Annotated in this window: 20 protein-coding genes; 10 read left to right on the plus strand and 10 right to left on the minus strand. The window is 71.5% G+C overall.

What is annotated here, in order from left to right:
- Positions 1–23: 23 nt before the first annotated feature.
- The 3 genes from ACTWQR_RS22090 to ACTWQR_RS22100 are packed head-to-tail and all read right to left on the minus strand — an operon-like array spanning position 24 to position 2,209.
- A complete protein-coding gene (locus ACTWQR_RS22090) occupies positions 24–1,079 on the minus strand; it encodes an ArsO family NAD(P)H-dependent flavin-containing monooxygenase (protein ID WP_443228845.1) in 1,056 nt (351 codons plus the stop codon).
- Positions 1,076–1,858, minus strand: coding sequence for an aquaporin (locus ACTWQR_RS22095; protein ID WP_443228846.1), 783 nt, complete (start codon positions 1,856–1,858; stop codon positions 1,076–1,078). The genes ACTWQR_RS22090 and ACTWQR_RS22095 overlap by 4 nt, the downstream gene beginning before the upstream one ends.
- A gap of 36 nt (positions 1,859–1,894) precedes the next feature.
- A complete protein-coding gene (locus ACTWQR_RS22100) occupies positions 1,895–2,209 on the minus strand; it encodes an ArsR/SmtB family transcription factor (protein ID WP_143643572.1) in 315 nt (104 codons plus the stop codon).
- Between the two features lie 91 nt (positions 2,210–2,300).
- Here ACTWQR_RS22100 and ACTWQR_RS22105 point away from each other — a divergent pair, with 91 nt between their 5' ends.
- The 6 genes from ACTWQR_RS22105 to ACTWQR_RS22130 all read left to right on the plus strand — a co-directional run bounded on the left by ACTWQR_RS22105 (position 2,301) and on the right by ACTWQR_RS22130 (position 6,981).
- Positions 2,301–2,714 (plus strand): arsenate reductase ArsC, encoded by a 414-nt coding sequence (locus ACTWQR_RS22105; protein WP_443228847.1) that lies wholly within the window; start codon positions 2,301–2,303, stop codon positions 2,712–2,714.
- Entirely contained in the window at positions 2,711–3,706 is a 996-nt protein-coding gene (gene trxB, locus ACTWQR_RS22110) for a thioredoxin-disulfide reductase (protein WP_443228848.1), read from the plus strand. The genes ACTWQR_RS22105 and trxB overlap by 4 nt, the downstream gene beginning before the upstream one ends.
- Positions 3,707–3,725: 19 nt before the next feature.
- Positions 3,726–4,049 carry a thioredoxin gene (gene trxA / locus ACTWQR_RS22115; protein ID WP_443228849.1) on the plus strand — a complete coding sequence of 108 codons (324 nt, stop codon included), beginning with the start codon at positions 3,726–3,728 and terminating at the stop codon, positions 4,047–4,049.
- 76 nt (positions 4,050–4,125) lie between these two features.
- Entirely contained in the window at positions 4,126–5,574 is a 1,449-nt protein-coding gene (locus ACTWQR_RS22120) for an FAD-dependent oxidoreductase (protein ID WP_443228850.1), read from the plus strand.
- Between the two features lie 56 nt (positions 5,575–5,630).
- A complete protein-coding gene (locus tag ACTWQR_RS22125) occupies positions 5,631–6,326 on the plus strand; it encodes an arsenate reductase/protein-tyrosine-phosphatase family protein (protein WP_443228851.1) in 696 nt (231 codons plus the stop codon).
- The gene (locus tag ACTWQR_RS22130) at positions 6,319–6,981 is read left to right on the plus strand and encodes an arsenate reductase ArsC (protein WP_443228852.1); all 663 of its coding nucleotides are present in this window, start codon (positions 6,319–6,321) and stop codon (positions 6,979–6,981) included. Before ACTWQR_RS22125 ends, ACTWQR_RS22130 begins: the two co-directional genes overlap by 8 nt.
- 156 nt (positions 6,982–7,137) lie before the next feature.
- Here the strand turns inward: ACTWQR_RS22130 and ACTWQR_RS22135 are convergent, their stop codons facing one another.
- The 7 genes from ACTWQR_RS22135 to ACTWQR_RS22165 all read right to left on the minus strand — a co-directional run bounded on the left by ACTWQR_RS22135 (position 7,138) and on the right by ACTWQR_RS22165 (position 10,526).
- On the minus strand, positions 7,138–7,671 hold the full coding sequence (locus ACTWQR_RS22135; RefSeq protein WP_443228853.1) for a hypothetical protein: 534 nt from the start codon (positions 7,669–7,671) through the stop codon (positions 7,138–7,140).
- An 82-nt stretch (positions 7,672–7,753) separates the two neighbouring features.
- Complete coding sequence (locus tag ACTWQR_RS22140; protein ID WP_443228854.1) at positions 7,754–8,188, minus strand: hypothetical protein; 435 nt, start codon at positions 8,186–8,188, stop codon at positions 7,754–7,756.
- Positions 8,189–8,373: 185 nt separating this feature from the next.
- Positions 8,374–8,610 carry a hypothetical protein gene (locus tag ACTWQR_RS22145; protein ID WP_443228855.1) on the minus strand — a complete coding sequence of 79 codons (237 nt, stop codon included), beginning with the start codon at positions 8,608–8,610 and terminating at the stop codon, positions 8,374–8,376.
- A 74-nt stretch (positions 8,611–8,684) separates the two neighbouring features.
- A complete protein-coding gene (locus ACTWQR_RS22150) occupies positions 8,685–9,131 on the minus strand; it encodes a hypothetical protein (RefSeq protein WP_443228856.1) in 447 nt (148 codons plus the stop codon).
- A 70-nt stretch (positions 9,132–9,201) separates the two neighbouring features.
- On the minus strand, positions 9,202–9,504 hold the full coding sequence (locus tag ACTWQR_RS22155; protein ID WP_443228857.1) for a hypothetical protein: 303 nt from the start codon (positions 9,502–9,504) through the stop codon (positions 9,202–9,204).
- 73 nt (positions 9,505–9,577) lie between these two features.
- Positions 9,578–10,087: a hypothetical protein gene (locus tag ACTWQR_RS22160; protein WP_443228858.1), complete on the minus strand. Its 510-nt coding sequence runs from the start codon at positions 10,085–10,087 to the stop codon at positions 9,578–9,580.
- A 145-nt stretch (positions 10,088–10,232) separates the two neighbouring features.
- Positions 10,233–10,526: a hypothetical protein gene (locus tag ACTWQR_RS22165; protein WP_443228859.1), complete on the minus strand. Its 294-nt coding sequence runs from the start codon at positions 10,524–10,526 to the stop codon at positions 10,233–10,235.
- A 263-nt stretch (positions 10,527–10,789) separates the two neighbouring features.
- On the opposite strand from ACTWQR_RS22165, the gene ACTWQR_RS22170 reads away from it, so the two are divergent.
- The 4 genes from ACTWQR_RS22170 to ACTWQR_RS22185 all read left to right on the plus strand — a co-directional run bounded on the left by ACTWQR_RS22170 (position 10,790) and on the right by ACTWQR_RS22185 (position 14,791).
- A complete protein-coding gene (locus ACTWQR_RS22170) occupies positions 10,790–11,869 on the plus strand; it encodes a hypothetical protein (protein ID WP_443228860.1) in 1,080 nt (359 codons plus the stop codon).
- 191 nt (positions 11,870–12,060) lie between these two features.
- Positions 12,061–13,188: a hypothetical protein gene (locus ACTWQR_RS22175; RefSeq protein ID WP_443228861.1), complete on the plus strand. Its 1,128-nt coding sequence runs from the start codon at positions 12,061–12,063 to the stop codon at positions 13,186–13,188.
- Between the two features lie 128 nt (positions 13,189–13,316).
- On the plus strand, positions 13,317–13,679 hold the full coding sequence (locus tag ACTWQR_RS22180; RefSeq protein WP_443228862.1) for a hypothetical protein: 363 nt from the start codon (positions 13,317–13,319) through the stop codon (positions 13,677–13,679).
- 89 nt (positions 13,680–13,768) lie between these two features.
- Positions 13,769–14,791 (plus strand): hypothetical protein, encoded by a 1,023-nt coding sequence (locus tag ACTWQR_RS22185; protein WP_443228863.1) that lies wholly within the window; start codon positions 13,769–13,771, stop codon positions 14,789–14,791.
- Positions 14,792–14,860 lie beyond the last annotated feature (69 nt).

Consider the following 14,860-nt stretch of genomic DNA (forward strand, 5'->3'; position numbering starts at 1 on the left):
GAAGGGCCTCAGCCAGCCGGGCCCTACCCGAGCCGTTCGGCGATCTCGCGGGCGGTCTCGCGCGCTGGCCGTCCGACGCCGATGAGGGTGGCGGAGGCGGGGCCGGTCCAGTCGCCGTAGCCGAGCAGGTGCAGGCGCGGCTCGCTAAGCGCGCGGGTGCCCGACGTGGCGATGTGGCCGCGTCGGCCGCGCAGTTGGAGCGGGGCCAGGTGGGACAGAGCGGGCCGGAACCCGGTGCACCAGATGATCGCATCGGCCTCGGCCCGGGTGCCGTCGGCCCACTCGACACCTCCGGAGTTGAGCCGGGTGAACATCGGGCGCCTGGCGAGCAGGCCACGGTCGCGGGCCTCGCGTACGGGAGGAACGGCGACGATGTCCCCGAGCGAGGTGACCCCGCCCGCGTCCGTGCGTCCTTCGTCGAGGGCGCGGCGGCGAGAGGTAGCCACGTCGAACAGAGCACGCCCGTCGATGTCGTCAGCCAGGAAACGCGGCGGACGCTGGGTCACCCATGTCAGGTCCGTACTGGGCGCAAGGTCGGCGGCGATCTGTGCGCCGGAGTTGCCGCCGCCCACCACGATCACGCATTGGCCTGCGAAGTCGGCGGGACTGCGGTACTCCACCGTGTGCAGCTGGCGGCCCTCGAAGACCGCTCGGCCGGGGACAGCAGGGAGGAAAGGCCGCAACCAGGAGCCGGTCGCGCTGATCACGGCGCGGGCGTGCCAGGTGCCGGAGTCGGTCTCCACCCGCAGGAGCACACCGTCCCGGTGGACGCCCAGAACGCGTACCGGCCGCTCAACGGGGAACTCGTGGCGCTTCTCGTAGTCGGTGAGGTACTCCACCACGTGCTGCGCGTCGGGGTAGGTCTCGCCGGACTGCGCCGGCATGAGGCGGCCGGGCAGCGAGGAGTACGCGGCCGGGGAGAACAGGCGCAGTGAGTCCCAGGTGTGCTGCCAGGCGCCGCCCGGTGTGGTCTGGGCGTCGAGGACGACGAAGTCGAGGCCGAGGCGGCGCAGGTGGTAGCCGGCGGCGAGCCCGGACTGGCCGCCGCCGATCACCACCACCTGCGTCCTGCGGCTCATTCGGCCGATCGTCCGCGCATGAAGATGAGAGCCACGAGGGCCAAACCGATCACACCGCCGACGAGTTGCATGCCGATGAAGCCCAGGAGCGAACCCGGCGCGATGCCCGCGAAGGTGTCGGTGAAGGCGCGGCCGATGGACACCGCCGGGTTGGCGAAGGACGTCGACGAGGTGAACCAGTACGCCGCGCCGATGTAGGAGGCGACGGCCACGGGGGCGAAGCGCAGCTGGTCGGTGCGGGCCAGGCCGAAGATCAGCAGGATCAGGCCGGCCGTGGCGACGACCTCGCCCAGCAGCAGGTGGCCCGCCGAGCGGTCGTGCGTGGACCACTCCACCAGCGGCTTGCCGAACATCGCGTCCGCCAGGATGGCGCCCGCGATCGCGCCGACGATCTGCGCGGGCACGTACACCGCCACCTCGCGCAGGGTCACCCCGGCGCCCCCGCGCCGCGCCGTCCACCACTCGGCCAGGGTGACGACCGGGTTGAAGTGCGCGCCGGAGACCGGGCCGAGCAGGAGGATCAGGATGCCGAGGCCGAAGACGGTGGCCGTGGAGTTGGCCAGCAGCTGCAGGCCGACGTCCTTCGTCAGTTCCGTGGCCTGGATGCCGGAGCCGACCACGACCGCCACCAGCAGCGCCGTGCCGACGAGTTCGGCGGCGGCGCGGGCGACCAGCGGGTTGCGCGGCGGGGTGGCACCCGGCGCGGGCTGCGGCTCGGCGCCTGCGGCTATGGCGGCCTCCCCGGTTCTGTCGTGCTCGGTGGCCTCGGTGGCGGTCAACAGGACTCCTCGGTGCAGTCGCCGCGGGGGCGGGTATCAGGGGCAGGACCGCTTGACGTTGTTCTCGGCGGTGGCGCGCGCGGTCTCCGCGAGGTCGGCGAACTGACCGGCGAGGGCGGCGATGACGTCGGGCTTGAGCCGGTAGTAGGTGAACCGGCCGCAGGGCTCGGTTTCCACGACTCCGGCCTCGCGCAGCACCTTCAGATGGTTGGAGAGGTTGGTCTGTCTGGCCCCCGTCTCCTCGATCAGGTGTGTGCTGCAGAGCGTCTCCTTGGCGAGCAGGGTGACGATCTGGAGGCGGAGCGGGTCGGCCAGGACCCGCATCAGATCAGTGTCGACTGACGTCAGCATGCGCTGATACTCTCACATCAGTGGTGGCTGACACCACCGGGTGCTGAATCCATTCGCGCCTGATGTCGTCGCGAGACAAGAGAGACCTCTGATGTCCGACAAGCCGTCCGTCCTGTTCGTCTGTGTCCACAACGCGGGCCGTTCCCAGATGGCCGCCGCGTGGCTGACCCACCTGGCCGGGGACCGCGTCGAGGTCCGCTCCGCCGGCTCCAACCCGGGCGCAGGCGTCAACCCGGCCGCCGTCGAGGCCATGCGCGAGGTCGGCATCGACATCTCCGCCGAGGTCCCGAAGATGCTCACCGTCGACGCGGTGAAGGAGTCGGACGTCTGCATCACCATGGGCTGCGGCGACACCTGCCCCGTCTTCCCCGGCAAGCGGTACCTGGACTGGCAGCTGGAGGACCCGGCGGGCCAGGGCGTCGAGGCCGTCCGCCCGATCCGGGACGAGATCAAGGTGCTGATCGAGGGCCTGATCAAGGAGATCGCGCCGGAGCCCCAGGCATGAGCACAGCGGCGAACACGGCCACGGACATACGCAACGTCATCATCATCGGCTCCGGCCCCGCCGGATACACCGCCGCCCTCTACACCGCCCGCGCCTCGCTGAAGCCGCTGGTCTTCGAGGGCGCCGTCACGGCCGGCGGCGCGCTGGTGCAGACGACCGAGGTGGAGAACTTCCCCGGTTTCCGCGACGGCATCATGGGCCCGGATCTGATGGACAACATGCGGGCCCAGGCCGAACGCTTCGGCGCCGAGCTCGTCCCCGACGACGTCATCGAGGCCGACCTCACCGGCCCGGTTAAGACCGTCACCGATTCCGCGGGTACGGTCCACCGGGCGAAGGCCGTCATCGTGGCGACCGGCTCGCAGCACCGCAAGCTGGGCCTGCCCGGCGAGGACGCGCTGTCCGGCCGTGGTGTGTCGTACTGCGCGACCTGCGACGGCTTCTTCTTCCGCGAGCACGACATCGTCGTGGTCGGCGGCGGCGACACGGCGCTGGAGGAAGCCACCTTCCTCTCCCGCTTCGCCAAGTCGGTGACGGTCGTCCACAGGCGCGACACTCTGCGGGCCTCCAAGGCCATGCAGGACCGCGCCTTCGCCGACCTGAAGATCTCCTTCGCCTGGAACAGCGAGGTCGCCGCAGTTCACGAGGACGGCGGCAAGCTCGCCGGGCTCACCCTGCGCGACACGGTCACTGGGGAGACCCGCGAGCATGCGGCGACCGGGCTGTTTGTCGCCATCGGCCACGACCCGCGCACCGACCTGGTCACCGGCCAGCTGGATCTGGACGGCGAGGGCTACCTCAAGGTCGCCTCCCCCTCCACGCGCACGAATCTCTCCGGCGTCTTCGGCGCCGGAGACGTGGTCGACCACACCTACCGCCAGGCCATCACCGCGGCTGGCTCCGGCTGCGCGGCGGCCCTGGACGCCGAGCGGTATCTCGCCGCCCTCAGTGACGCCGACACCGCGGGCGAGCCCGTCGCGGCCACCGTCTGATATCCGCTGGAGCAACATCATGGCTCTCAAGAACGTCACCGACGACTCCTTCGAGCAGGACGTCCTGACCAGCGACAAGCCTGTCCTGGTCGACTTCTGGGCCGCGTGGTGCGGCCCGTGCCGCCAGCTCGCCCCCTCGCTGGAGGCGATCGCTGCCGAGCATGGCGAGAAGATCGAGATCGTCAAGCTGAACATCGACGAGAACCCGGCCATCGCCGCCCGATACGGCGTGATGTCCATTCCGACGCTGAACCTCTACAAGGGCGGCGAGGTCATCCAGACCATCGTCGGCGCCAAGCCGAAGGCTGCCCTGGAACGCGAACTCGCCGACCACCTCGCCTGACAGACGACGCCCGTGGGGGCGCCCACAGCGCCCCCACCGAGCCCCCCTTTCTCCGATCTCCGACGGAGGTATCCCGGTGGCCAGCAAGCGCATCGTCGCCATCGGCGGCAGTGACGCCGGCATCAGCGCGGCCCTGCGCGCCCGCGAGCTGGATCCCAGCAGCGAGGTCACCGTGGTGGTGGCCGACGCCTACCCGAACTTTTCCATCTGCGGCATCCCGTACTACGTCTCCGGCGAGGTCGGCCACTGGAGCGACCTCGCCCACCGCACCTTGGCGGACCTGAAGGCCATCGGCATGCAGGTGCGTACGGACACCCTCGCCACCGGCATCGACGTGCCCGGCAAGCGGCTGGCCGTACGGGACGCCGACGGCCGCACCGAGCAACTGCAGTACGACGCTCTGATCGTGGGCACCGGCGCCGTCAGCGCCCGGCCGCCGATCGAGGGTCTGACCGGGCCCGACGCGCTCGGCCCGGCCGACGGCGTCCACCTGCTGCACAGCATGGGCGACACCTTCGCCGTGATGCAGAGCCTCGCCGCCCGCCGCCCCCAGGCGGCCGTGGTCATCGGCGCCGGCTACATCGGCCTGGAGATGGCCGAAGCCCTCACCATCCGCGGCATCCACGTCACCCAGATCGAGGCACTGCCCGAGGTCCTGCCCACCGTTGATACGGAACTCGGCACCCTCGTCCACGCCGAACTCACCGCCCACGGCGTCGAGGTGCTCACCAGCACCACCGTCTCAGCGATCGCCCGCGCCGCCTCCGGCAACGCCCTCGACGTCCGGGCCACCGGCCCCGACGGCCGGGCCTTCACTCGCAGCACCGACCTCGTCCTGGTCGTCGTCGGCGTCCGCCCCGACACCGCCCTCGCCGCCACCGCCGGAGCCAAGCTCGGAGAGAAGGGCGCGATCGAGGTCGACGAGTACATGCGCACCTCGCTGCCCGACGTGTACGCGGCCGGGGACTGCACGGTCACCCACCACCGCCTCCTCGGCAAGACATGGCTCCCGCTGGGGACGACCGCCCACAAGCAGGGCCGCATCGCGGGCGAGAACGCCCTCGGTGGCCACCGCTGGTTCGCCGGCAGCCTCGGCACTCAGGTCGTCAAGGTCTTTGACCTCGTCGCCGCTCGCACCGGCCTTCGCGACCACGAAGCCGCAGCCGCCGGGCGGGGCTGGACCCCGGCGACCACGACGACCCGCCCCGACGATCACAAGGCGTACTACCCCGGCGCCACCCCGATCTCCATCCGCGTCACCGGCGACACCTCCAGCGGCCTCCTGCTCGGCGCCCAGCTCGTCGGACGCCGCGGCGCGGAGATCTCCAAGCGCGTGGACACGTACGCCACCGCCCTCTTCCACGGCATGGACGTCGACGGCATCAGCGAACTCGACCTCTCCTACACCCCGCCCCTGGGCTCCCCCTGGGACGCCGTCCAGGTCGCGGCGCAGGCATGGATGAACGAGCACCAGCTGGACGTCCAGCGCCGCATGGTCGCTGACCTGCCCCGCAGTATCTCGTGAATCGACCTTCGCCGACCGCATTGACAGCCGAGATTAGCTCAATGAAAATTGACTCAATGAACGCTGAGTGGTCTGCATCGGTGGTGGCGCGAGCACAACGGCACGCGGCACTGGGAGAACCCGCCCGCTTGGCGATCATCGACCGGCTGCTGCTGGGCGACGCCTCGCCCGGCGAACTCGGCCAGGAACTGGGCCTGCCCAGCAATCTCCTGGCACACCACCTCAAGCTGCTCGAACAGGTCGGCCTGATCGAGCGGTCCCGCTCCGAAGGAGACCGACGGCGCACCTACCTGCGCCTACGCGTCCAGGCCCTGGCCGACACCATGCCGACACCCCTGCGGACGGCACCCCGCGTGGTGTTCGTCTGCACCCACAACTCCGCCCGCTCCCACCTCGCTGCCGCCCTGTGGAAGCGGCACAGCACCGTGCCTGTGGCCTCGGCGGGAACCCAGCCCGCGTCACGCGTCCACCCCCGCGCCGTCGCGACCGCACGCAAACACGGCCTGTCCCTGGCCCATGCCCGCACCGCCCACATCGACGACACGCTGCGCCCGGACGACCTCGTCGTCGCCGTCTGCGACAACGCTCACGAACAGCTCGGCCCCCGGGTCCCCGACCGCCTGCACTGGTCGGTCCCCGACCCCACCCGCACCGGCACCGACGACGCCTTCGCCGACGCCCTGAGTGATCTCGCCGACCGGGTCGACCGGCTGGCATCCGCCGTACAGCCTCCTGGAGGCAGCGATGACTGAAACCGCGCCCGTCCCGCACCGCAACCTGAGCATCGACCAGCAACTCGCCCTGCGCACCGCCGCCACCCACCTGGGCCGCGAGTTCGACGGCACCTTCGGCCAGGAGACGATCGAACGGTTCCTGCACACCAGCTACGACCAGTTCGCCGGCCGCAGCACCATCCCCAACTTCCTCCCACTCATGGCCGAACGCTTCGCCCGCCAGCGCCTGCGCGCCCTGGCCAAGGTCGAAGGCCACCACACCGACGGCAAGCCCGTCGTGCTCTTCCTCTGCGTCCACAACGCCGGCCGCAGCCAGATGGCCATGGGCTTCTTCCAGCACCTCGCCGGCGAGGGCGCCGTCGCCTGGTCGGGCGGTTCCGAACCCGGCAACGAGGTCAACCCCGCAGCCATCGCCGCGATGAGCGAGCGCGGCATCGACATCTCCCGCGAGTTCGCCAAGCCCTGGACCGACGAGATCGTCCGCGCCGCCGACGTCGTCGTCAGCATGGGCTGCGGCGACGCCTGCCCGGTCTTCCCCGGCAAGCGCTACCTCGACTGGACCCTGGACGACCCCGCAGGCGAGACCGTCGACAACGTCCGCCCCATCCGCGACGACATCGAGCGCCGCGTCCGCGGACTCCTCGACGACCTCGGCGTCCCGGCCCAGCACTGACCTCGATAAGGGCGTACGGAGACTCGCCGTGTACGAGATTCAGCCCGGATGGCCCTAGGTCAGGGCGGTGATGGCGAGGGACGGCTGCGGGTGGGCAGGGGAACGACGGTGGCCCCCTTAGGGGGATCCTGTGACGCCCCCGCCCGGCCGTGCAGGTCAGCGGGGGTTGCAGGGGCGGCCGTTGTCGACGCGGACTTCTGCCTCAAGGCGCAGATGCTTCTCCCAGACCTTGAAGACCTGGCGCAGCCAGTCCTCCGTGCGCTCCCACTGGTGCTCGTTGTCCGCGTGCAGCAGGTGCAGCGCGTACGCCTGGTCGGCCTCCCGCTGGGCGAACTTGGCGAACTCGGGGTTGACCGGGTTCAGGCGGACGGGGAACGGCAGCTCACGGTCGACGAGCGGCACCAGGACGTACTCCCCGAGCTCGGCGGGGAACCGGGCGGCCGGGTGCTCCATGGCGATCTGCTCCGCCGTGAACAGCTCCTCGGTGACCTCCGTGGGCAGTTCTTCGTACGCGCCGGGCGGCACGGCCTCGAACTCGACGGCGGCGGCGTCCAGGCGCTCAGCGATGCCGAGGAGGGCGGCGCGGATGCGGGGGTCGTCGGTGAAGCGCTCACGGGCGATCTCGGCGACGACGCGGGCGCGCTGGGCGGCCTGGCGGTACTGGTCGAGGAACGGGGCGGTGGTGGTCACGGGTGTCTCGGTCTCCGGGGTATCGAGAGGGGGGCCGGGGCGCGGCGGGGGAGGGCCGCGCCCCGGCGGTTCAGGGGAGGGGTCAGGCGGCGGCGCGGGCGGCGGCCGGGCGGCCGAGGCGGAGCGCGGCGAGGAAGTCGGCCACCTGCTCGTTCTTCGGCTCGTAGCCGGAGAGGGCGACGGCGCGGATGTCCTCGCGGGTCCACAGAGCGCACGCGATGACGCGGTGACGCTTCTTCCGGGCGAGGTCCCCAGTGCGGGAGACGGTCAGGCCCTTCTTACCGGGGCGCTTCTTCGTGGTGGTGCCCTCGCCTGCCTCGCGGTCGAGGCCCTTGGCCTTCTTCGTGATGGTGGCCGCGTAGTTGTGGGCGACGAGCAGGGCGACGCCACCGGCCATCAGGTGGGCGGAGGCGGGGGCGGGACCGGCGGCAACGGCCTTGACTGCGTTGCGGATCTCGCGCTGAGCGCGGACGCGGGTCCGGAGGGAAGTGGCGCGGCGGTTGCGGGCACTGGCCATGGGGTGTTCCTCGCTGTTCGTTGGTTCGTCGGCGGTGCTCTCCGCCAACAAGAGAAATAGTACATCCAGGGAAACAGCGAAGGCAACGCTTGATCCGCACGGATCGATGTTTCCGCAGATGAGAGTGCGCCCGACCCACTCGGCGAGAGCCGGACGCATTTCTCTCGGCGTACTGTTCTCGAGTCTCAGAACAGGGCGTCGTCCTGCGGGGCGGACGCGACAGCCGGCCTACGGGTGCGGGTGGCGCGGGGGGCGGGCGGCTCCTCCCCGAACAGGGCGTCGGTGCCGTTCGAGTGCGCCACGGCGTCCACGCGGCGGGTGACGGCGCGGACGTCCACCAGGGCGAGCGGGGCGGCCGGGTCGAAGTCGGCGCGCTTCATGGTGCGCCAGTCGATGCCCTCGGGGCTGGTGGCAGTGCTCACGGGGTCTCTCCTGTCTCGGGGCGGTGCGGGCGGGGCCGGGGCGCGTGGTGCGCCCCGGCGGGCGGTGGGAGCTGTCAGGCGGCGATGGTGAGCGTGGCGCGGGGGTTGGCCGCTGCCTCGCGTACCTCGCGGGCGGTGTCGCGCACGGTGGCCATGACCTCCTCGGCCTGGCCGGGCGTGAGCTTCTCAGCGCCCTCGCGCGGGCCCTCTTCGGCCTCCACGACCGCGAACACGGCCGCGTATATCTCCGTGACCAGCAGGCGCGCCCCCTTCACGCCCTGGGCGACCGAGCCCGGCCGGGCGGCGTCGAACTCCTCGCGGGCCGCCGCGACCTTCTGCCCGTAGTACAGGGCAGAGCCCCAACCGTTCTTCACGTACTCCGTGCGAACGGCCGTCTCGGCGATGTGCAGCCCGTCGCGGATCACACGGTTGGCCTGCCCGCGCTCCATCAGGCCCTCACGGACGTACTTGTTCACGACGTTGCGGGCGGCTCGCTCGGTGGCGCTCATCTTCCGGGCCATGGCGGGTTCCTCTCGTGTGCTGTGCGGGGCCGGGGCGCCGTGCTGCGCCCCGGCGGTGTGGTCGGGTGTGTCAGGCGGTGCGGGCGGCCTTGGCGGCGGCCTTGGCGGCAAGGCGGGCCTCGGCCCACGCGTGGATGAGCGCCTTCCCTGCCTTCCCGGCGGCGTCGCCGGGCGTTGCGCCGCCCTCGAGTGCGGCCAGGTAGAGCCGTGCGGTCCCCTCGACGGCCACGGGGCGGGTGAACGTCTCGACGAGCTGCTCGAGGTCCAGGTGCGGGAACTCGTCGTGCAGCGCGCGGGCGGCGTAGGCGGCGATCCGGCCGGTGGCGTCGCCGAGCTGCTCGACCTGCCCGGGGGTGAGGGGGGCGCTGGTCATGGTGTGCGGTGCCTTCTTGGGGTGGAGGGGCCGGGGCGCGGTGCTGCACCCCGGCGGTGGACCGGCTGTCGGATCAGCCCTGGGCGTGCTCGTGGTACTCGGCATCGAGGGCGCGCAGCGCGGCCGTGAAGCCGGGGGTGCCGGGCTTCTCCTCGATGTCGCGTACCTGGGCGCGCCCGTCGGGGTTGTCGACCCGGGAGCCGTCCGGGTTGGTCCAGCCGTACGGCGCGCGGCTGGCTACCGTCACGCAGAGCTGCACGGCCTCCCCGGCGCCCTCGCACTCCGGCGGGACGTCCGCGCCGCACACGCGGTTGCCCATGGCGCGGCAGTCCCACCCGGACTCGTCCTCGTCGACGCGGCCGTCGCGGTTGTCGTCGCCCACCAGGTCGGCGTGTCCGTCGGTCCAGCCGTCGTTGTACGAGGTGACGGTGTCCGTCTGTGGGGCGAAGTCGGCCGGGGTGGCGTCCGACGCGGTGATGGTGCCCAGGCCGCCCAGGATGACCACGGCGGTACCGGCGGCGAGCAGGGACGCCGGGCGGGGGCGGCGGGCCAGGATGCGGCCGAGGCGCGGGAAGCGCTGCATGGGGTGTTCCTTCGTTCGCTGGTTCGGGCCCCGGTTGCGCTCCGGGACCGTGGGCGGTGCGCCCTGCGCCCGTTCCGGCGGACAGCCGGCCCAGGGGCGGGGCACACCGCCCGCCGGGGGGTGGCGGCGGGCGGTGCTGGGGGGATCAGGCCGAGAGAGCGCTGACCGGCGCGGTGAAGAAGAAGGGGTTGACGAGCGCGTCGGCGCTGTCTCCCTTGAGTGCTTCGCGGTATCCGGCGGAGCGGTCCCCGGCGACGACGAGGTACACGTCGGAGCCGGGGACGGCGCGCTTGACGTCGTGGGCGCGGTTCACCTGGTCGTCGTAGTAGAAGGCATCGGTGAGGCCGAGGTGGTGAACGACGGCGTGGTCGGTGTCCGCATTGGTGACGACGGCGACGAAGAGGTGGAGCTGGGGGGTCTTGCCCAGGGAAGCGGCCACGGTGTGTTCCTCGCTTTGTTGGTTGGCCCCGGTGCTCTCCGGGGCGACGAGAAGAACAGTACACTCAGGGAAATTAAGCGCAACACCCCAGACGTTAGAATCCGTAAGAATCGCAGGTGAGATGCTAGAAAGTCGCACGGTGCCCCTCCCCGATATTTCCCTGGATTGACTATTCCTAGAGAGGGCTATACGTTCAGGGCACGCCACTAAGGCGGGGTCGGGGCGAGCATCCCCGGCCGAACCAACGAACCGAGGAGCACCCAATGGCGGACCAGCCCAGCACCGTGCAGCCGACCGACCGCTTCCACATGCGCACCGTCAACGGCGGTACCCCGGAGCGCATCCCCACCCGCACGGCCCTGGACGAGATGAACAACGCGCAGATGCTGCCGGGCAAGAAGGCCGTCCGCACCGCGTCCATCTACGGCTCCAACGCCCGCATCGAGTACCGGGACAACCGGGGCGTTGTGGAGTTGCGCCCGGCCACGTCGGAAGAGGCCGCCGCCGAGGTCAAGCCGGAATCCAAGCTGTACGCCCCCGGCGACACGGTCATCGTCCGCCCCGAGGTCTTCGACCCGAGGACCCGCAAGTACCGCATCCTGCCCGAGTACGCGGGCACGGTCGTGAACTGGGCGGCTCCGAACTACAACGTGCGCGGAGACCAGGCCGACAAGCACGGCCACGGCGTCCGGCTGTGCCGTACCCGGGAGCTGCGCCCCGACCCCCGCGTCACCGGCACCGCCCCCTGGTTCACCAAGGACCGCGACGTCACCGCCGCTCTGGCCGCACTCGAGGCCGCCGGGCACACCCTCGCCTCACTCGCCCTCCGCAACGGCGGCGCCAACGTTGACGGAGCGTTCATCACCCCGGAAGGCGGCGAAGGCAACACGGGCGTACGCGTCTCGTACCTGGCCGACGGGTGGTCCGAGGAGTCCATCACGGCCCGCCGGAACGCTGAGCGCCGCGCCGAGGAGCGCACCGCCCGCAACGAGGCCCTCACGGCTTACGCGGCCACGCTCCGCACGGCCGGCTGGAAGGTCTACGACGTCGAGTCGACCAACACGCAGACCCGCCGCACGCTGCACCTGCTGGTGTGGCCGCCGATCACCGACGAGCAGAAGGCCGCCGACATCCTCGGCACCGGCGAGAAGTGGATCCGCCACCACTTCCAGCCGGACAAGGCGGAGTACCTGACGGTGTCCCGCGAGTCCGCGCTGAGCCTGATCACCGAGAACCTGCGCTCCGGCTCGAAGGTCTACCCGTCCACCGAGGGCGGCGTGAAGATCGAGCCGACGACCGGCAAGTCGTCGTACTGGCTCCAGCCCATCCCCGCGACGGTCTAGCCGCCAGCGGGGCCGCCCGGCCGGACGGGTCGGGCGGCCCCGCTGAGGGCCCGCGCACACGCGCGCGTGTGAACGGTCCAGAAAGTCCAGAAACCCGCGTCCGCCTCTCTCCTGGGGCGACGTAATCCGCGTTCGCGCGGCCCCCTTCGGCGAGAGCACGCCGGACGAACCACGAAGTGAGGACACCCCCGATGCTGACTGCCACCGCACGCGCCGAATGGATGGCGCTCCAGGTCTTCATCTCTGCCAAGCAGGACAACGGCCGTGTTGTCACCCACGATCTGGTGGACGCCGTCATGAGACGGGACGCCGACAAGGAGCAGGGCAAGGCGAACAAGGAGACCGTGCGCCGGATCATCCGGAAGCAGGCGGCATCGGAGGGGGTCCGGGTGATCTTCACCGACGATGAGCGGTACTGGGCCATCCGCGAGCAGCTCCACCACATGAGCGGCGACGAGATCCACGCCATGCGTGACGAGATCACTGAGGGTGGGTACGACGACCCCCGCGCGTGGGACAAGGTCCTGATCGACGCCATCTCCGTCCACTTGTCCAACCGCGTCCCCCCGAACCGCTTGTGGGGCTGCACGCCCGTCTCCATCCGTCTGTGGCGTGAGCCTCGCCGTCCGGCCGTCGAGGAGCAGCCGCCCCCCGCCGAGGAGACCGCCCCGCCCGCACCCGACGCCGGACCCCTGTTCGCCGCTCTGGCCGCGTACGAGATGGCCGGTCACGCCTCCCTCGGCTCTGCTCCCCGTGACCTTGCCGACCTTGCCCGGCACCTGATCACCCTGGGGAAGGCAGTGCCGGAGCACCACCTGGCCATCGTCGAGGCGCACGACGCCGTCGAGGACGCGTGGGACGCCCTGCGTAAGGCTCGGAGCCTCACCGCCCGCAACGCCGCTCACGACCAGGCGCGCGCTGCCGTCGAGCAGGCCCGTGCGGTGATCCTGGCCGTTGCCCCGCACGCCCACCGGATGCACGGCACGGACATGCCCGCCACGGCCGACGCGATCCGGGCCGCCGCCCTGGCGTACAACGCGGTCGACGCCATGCCCGAGGAGCTGTCCGCCGTCGAGACCGGCACGCCCACCGTGCGCGTGCACTGCCGCAGCGACTCCGGCACCGGCTGGACCGTCACCGCGAGGATCACCGCCGGGGTGGACTCGCCCGTCGGTCACATCCCCGCGCACCCGCCGATCGTCGTGAAGTTCCGCAAGCGTGAGGGCCGCGAGGACGCCGCCGAGAACACCCGCCGGATGTTCGGCCGCCTGTTCCGCGTCTCCGTCCCCATCGCGTACGTCGCCGACCGCCGTCCCTGACAGCGCGGCGCCGCCCGGCCGACGTCGGGCGGCGCCCCAATAACCCGTCTGCCGCCCTGTCAGCGGTTCCCCGACCTTCTTGGTGCTTCCGCGCGCTGCGGTGCGCTCTCAGAAAGGCTCAGCCCGTCATGTCCCTGCCCCCGTGGCTTCGTTCCCGGCTCCCCAGTGAGTCGCCCACCCGTTCGTTCGTCGCGTTCACCGATGAGGTTGCCCGGCTGTTGGAGTTGCCGCCCGCGCCCCCGGCGGAGGTGTACCAGCGGGCGTACCAGACGGCCCGTGTCTGGATGGTGTGGCGGTACAAGGACGGCGGCGCGTCCCTGTTCCTCGAGTGCCCTTACGGGGAGCTGCGTGACGGGGTGTGGGTGCGCCTCCAGTGGCACCAGTCGCCGGACCCGCAGACGGTGGCCGCGATGGTCCGGGCGTACGAGCGCGGGGCGCGCCGTGAGCGTCGCCGCCCGTACTGGCTGGCCCGTGTGCTGCGCGGTCGCTGAGCCGGCCCCAGTGTTCCCGGCCCGCATCTCGTGGGCCGGTCCCCCTGCGGCGGAGAGCACCGCCGTAACCCGAAGGAGAGGAACAGCGCGTGAGCGCGTACGTAGAGATCCCCCGCCCGTACGAGTCGGCCCCCGGCCGGTTCACCGTCGACCTGGTGTTCCCCGCCCAGTCGAAGCGCCGGGCGAAGCAGCACCACGACGTGGCGTGGGCCATGGCCGACGTCCACGGCGTCGAGGCGTCCACCCCGTTCGCGTTGAACCCCCGGTGGTCGTACTACAAGGAGATGTGCGGGACCGATGAGCGGTACGGAGGCCTCGACGATCGGCGCCTGACGGTGCAGGGAGCAGCGCGGGCGGTCGCCCGGTACCTGGTCGCCCTCGAGCGGGTCCTGGACGAGGTGGAGGCACTGGCGACCCGGGCGGTCCGTGTGTTCGGCGTGTGGAAGCGGTCCATCGTGGCGGAGCCGTTCCTGGAGTACGAGGACGCGTCCACCATGCGCGTGCGGTCCCGGGAGTTCCGGGCGGACGTCCTGCGGACCCTGGTGCGGGGTCTCGGCTCCCGTACGTGGCCCACGGGGGAGCGGGACAGCTCCCGGCCGCTGTGGGAGCAGTACGGGGCCGTCGCCGAGGAGGTGCGGGCCATCGCGGGCGGTGTCGACCTCGAGCGGGCCGACGAGGAAGCCGTGGCCGTCCAGGAGCTGCGCATGGTCCCGGCGGCCGTCGCCGAGGCGGAGCGCCTGGTCGTCGCCGAGGCGGCCCGGCTCGAGGAGCAGCGCCTGGAGGAGGAGCGGGCGGAGCTGTTCCGGCAGGTCGATGCGGCCCTGGTGCGAGAGGCAGACGCGGCGGACGACGAGCGGTTCGCGCGGGACGGCCAGGCGGCACTGTTCCCCGTCGGGGACGCCCGGCCGCCGCTGGTGGTGCCCCCGCCCATGCCGTTGAAGCCGCGCCGGGCCCCCCGAAAGCGTGGTCTGCGGCCCGAGACGCGGGCGGCCTTCAACGGAGCCGTGCGCGTGATCCCCGCTGAGGCGGTAGAGCGGCTGTACGGAGAGCGAGCGTCGTTCCCGGTGCCGGAGGTGAGCCCGGACCGCCGGCGGTACGCCCCCGCAGCCTGACAGCTCCCCGCCGGACGGCACCCCGAGATTCCCCAGAACAGTAAGCCGTAGTGAATTTTGGGGTGTCGA

This window comes from Streptomyces sp. 2A115 (genome assembly GCF_052245575.1).
GTDB lineage: Bacteria > Actinomycetota > Actinomycetes > Streptomycetales > Streptomycetaceae > Streptomyces.

Excerpts from the sequence above, each read along its gene's own strand:
- ACTWQR_RS22090 (WP_443228845.1), bottom strand. The coding sequence starts at position 1,079 with ATGAGCCGCAGGACGCAGGTGGTGGTGATCGGCGGCGGCCAGTCCGGG.
- ACTWQR_RS22100 (WP_143643572.1), bottom strand. The coding sequence starts at position 2,209 with ATGCTGACGTCAGTCGACACTGATCTGATGCGGGTCCTGGCCGACCCG.
- ACTWQR_RS22105 (WP_443228847.1), top strand. The coding sequence starts at position 2,301 with ATGTCCGACAAGCCGTCCGTCCTGTTCGTCTGTGTCCACAACGCGGGC.
- trxB (WP_443228848.1), top strand. The coding sequence starts at position 2,711 with ATGAGCACAGCGGCGAACACGGCCACGGACATACGCAACGTCATCATC.
- trxA (WP_443228849.1), top strand. The coding sequence starts at position 3,726 with ATGGCTCTCAAGAACGTCACCGACGACTCCTTCGAGCAGGACGTCCTG.
- ACTWQR_RS22125 (WP_443228851.1), top strand. The coding sequence starts at position 5,631 with ATGAACGCTGAGTGGTCTGCATCGGTGGTGGCGCGAGCACAACGGCAC.
- ACTWQR_RS22130 (WP_443228852.1), top strand. The coding sequence starts at position 6,319 with ATGACTGAAACCGCGCCCGTCCCGCACCGCAACCTGAGCATCGACCAG.
- ACTWQR_RS22140 (WP_443228854.1), bottom strand. The coding sequence starts at position 8,188 with ATGGCCAGTGCCCGCAACCGCCGCGCCACTTCCCTCCGGACCCGCGTC.
- ACTWQR_RS22150 (WP_443228856.1), bottom strand. The coding sequence starts at position 9,131 with ATGGCCCGGAAGATGAGCGCCACCGAGCGAGCCGCCCGCAACGTCGTG.
- ACTWQR_RS22155 (WP_443228857.1), bottom strand. The coding sequence starts at position 9,504 with ATGACCAGCGCCCCCCTCACCCCCGGGCAGGTCGAGCAGCTCGGCGAC.
- ACTWQR_RS22160 (WP_443228858.1), bottom strand. The coding sequence starts at position 10,087 with ATGCAGCGCTTCCCGCGCCTCGGCCGCATCCTGGCCCGCCGCCCCCGC.
- ACTWQR_RS22170 (WP_443228860.1), top strand. The coding sequence starts at position 10,790 with ATGGCGGACCAGCCCAGCACCGTGCAGCCGACCGACCGCTTCCACATG.
- ACTWQR_RS22175 (WP_443228861.1), top strand. The coding sequence starts at position 12,061 with ATGCTGACTGCCACCGCACGCGCCGAATGGATGGCGCTCCAGGTCTTC.
- ACTWQR_RS22180 (WP_443228862.1), top strand. The coding sequence starts at position 13,317 with ATGTCCCTGCCCCCGTGGCTTCGTTCCCGGCTCCCCAGTGAGTCGCCC.